General features: G+C 73.6%; 2 protein-coding genes. One reads left to right on the top strand and one right to left on the bottom strand.

Annotated elements, in window-relative coordinates:
- Nucleotides 1-34 precede the first annotated feature (34 nt).
- Nucleotides 35-373, top strand: a complete 339-nt coding sequence (locus tag MTQ10_RS30850; RefSeq protein WP_247474118.1) for a P-II family nitrogen regulator — start codon at nt 35-37, stop codon at nt 371-373.
- A 46-nt stretch (nt 374-419) separates the two neighbouring features.
- Here the strand turns inward: MTQ10_RS30850 and MTQ10_RS30845 are convergent, their stop codons facing one another.
- Nucleotides 420-773, bottom strand: coding sequence for a cytidine deaminase (locus MTQ10_RS30845; RefSeq protein WP_247474117.1), 354 nt, complete (start codon nt 771-773; stop codon nt 420-422).
- Nucleotides 774-826: the final 53 nt, after the last annotated feature.

Here is an 826-nt window from a genome sequence, read left to right as displayed (position 1 = left end):
CGCCGACCCCACCCGCCCCGAAAGGTCACCCGGCATGAAGCTGATCACCGCGATCGTCAAGCCGTACCGCCTCGACGACGTCAAGGCCGCCCTGCGGGAGCTGGGCATCCAGGGCCTGACCGTCAGCGAGGCCAGCGGTCACGGCCGGCAGCGGGGGCACACGGAGGTGTACAGGGGCGCCGAGTACCAGATCGACCTGGTGCCGAAGAGCCGTATCGAGGTCGTGGTGGAGGACTCCGCCGTGGACGATGCCGTCGACGCGATCGTGAAGGCCGCGCAGACCGGCAAGATCGGTGACGGCAAGGTGTGGGTGCTGCCCGTCGAGACGGTCGTCCGGGTCCGCACGGGCGAACGCGGCCCGGACGCCCTGTAGACAGCCGGGAAGCCCGGGCACACACACCCCGGCCGGTGCCCGGTGCTCAGCCCGCGGACAGCGTCTGCCGTACCGCCCCGTCCGTCCCGGCCAGCAGCACCGGCGTGCCCGCACCGCCGAGGTCGCGCACGGCGGCCAGGTCCTCGGCCGGCAGCGACTCCGCCTCCGAGACCACGGCGGCGGCCTCCAGCGACTTCGCGCCCGACGCCACCGCCATCGCGACGGCCGTACGCAGCGCGCTCAGCCGCAGCGAGTCCAGCGCCACGGTCCCGGCGACATAGGTGCGGCCGGTCTCGTCGCGGACGGCGGCACCCTCGGGCACACCGTTGCGGGCGCGGGCCGAACGGGCCAACGTGACGATCTTGCGGTCCTCGGGGTCGAGCGCGTTGCTGTCGGTCATGCCCTGAGCATACGAACAAGCCCCGGCACCAGCCCCACGCGACCCCGCCGGCC

Origin of the sequence: Streptomyces sp. XM83C (genome assembly GCF_023072675.1) — a bacterium.
Lineage (GTDB): Bacteria > Actinomycetota > Actinomycetes > Streptomycetales > Streptomycetaceae > Streptomyces > Streptomyces thermocoprophilus.
Note: the sequence above shows the minus strand (reverse complement) of the source record. Positions and strands in the feature narration are given on the sequence as shown.

What these genes read in the sequence shown, in the direction of transcription:
- MTQ10_RS30850 (WP_247474118.1), top strand. Translation starts at nt 35, where the DNA reads ATGAAGCTGATCACCGCGATCGTCAAGCCGTACCGCCTCGACGACGTC.
- MTQ10_RS30845 (WP_247474117.1), bottom strand. Translation starts at nt 773, where the DNA reads ATGACCGACAGCAACGCGCTCGACCCCGAGGACCGCAAGATCGTCACG.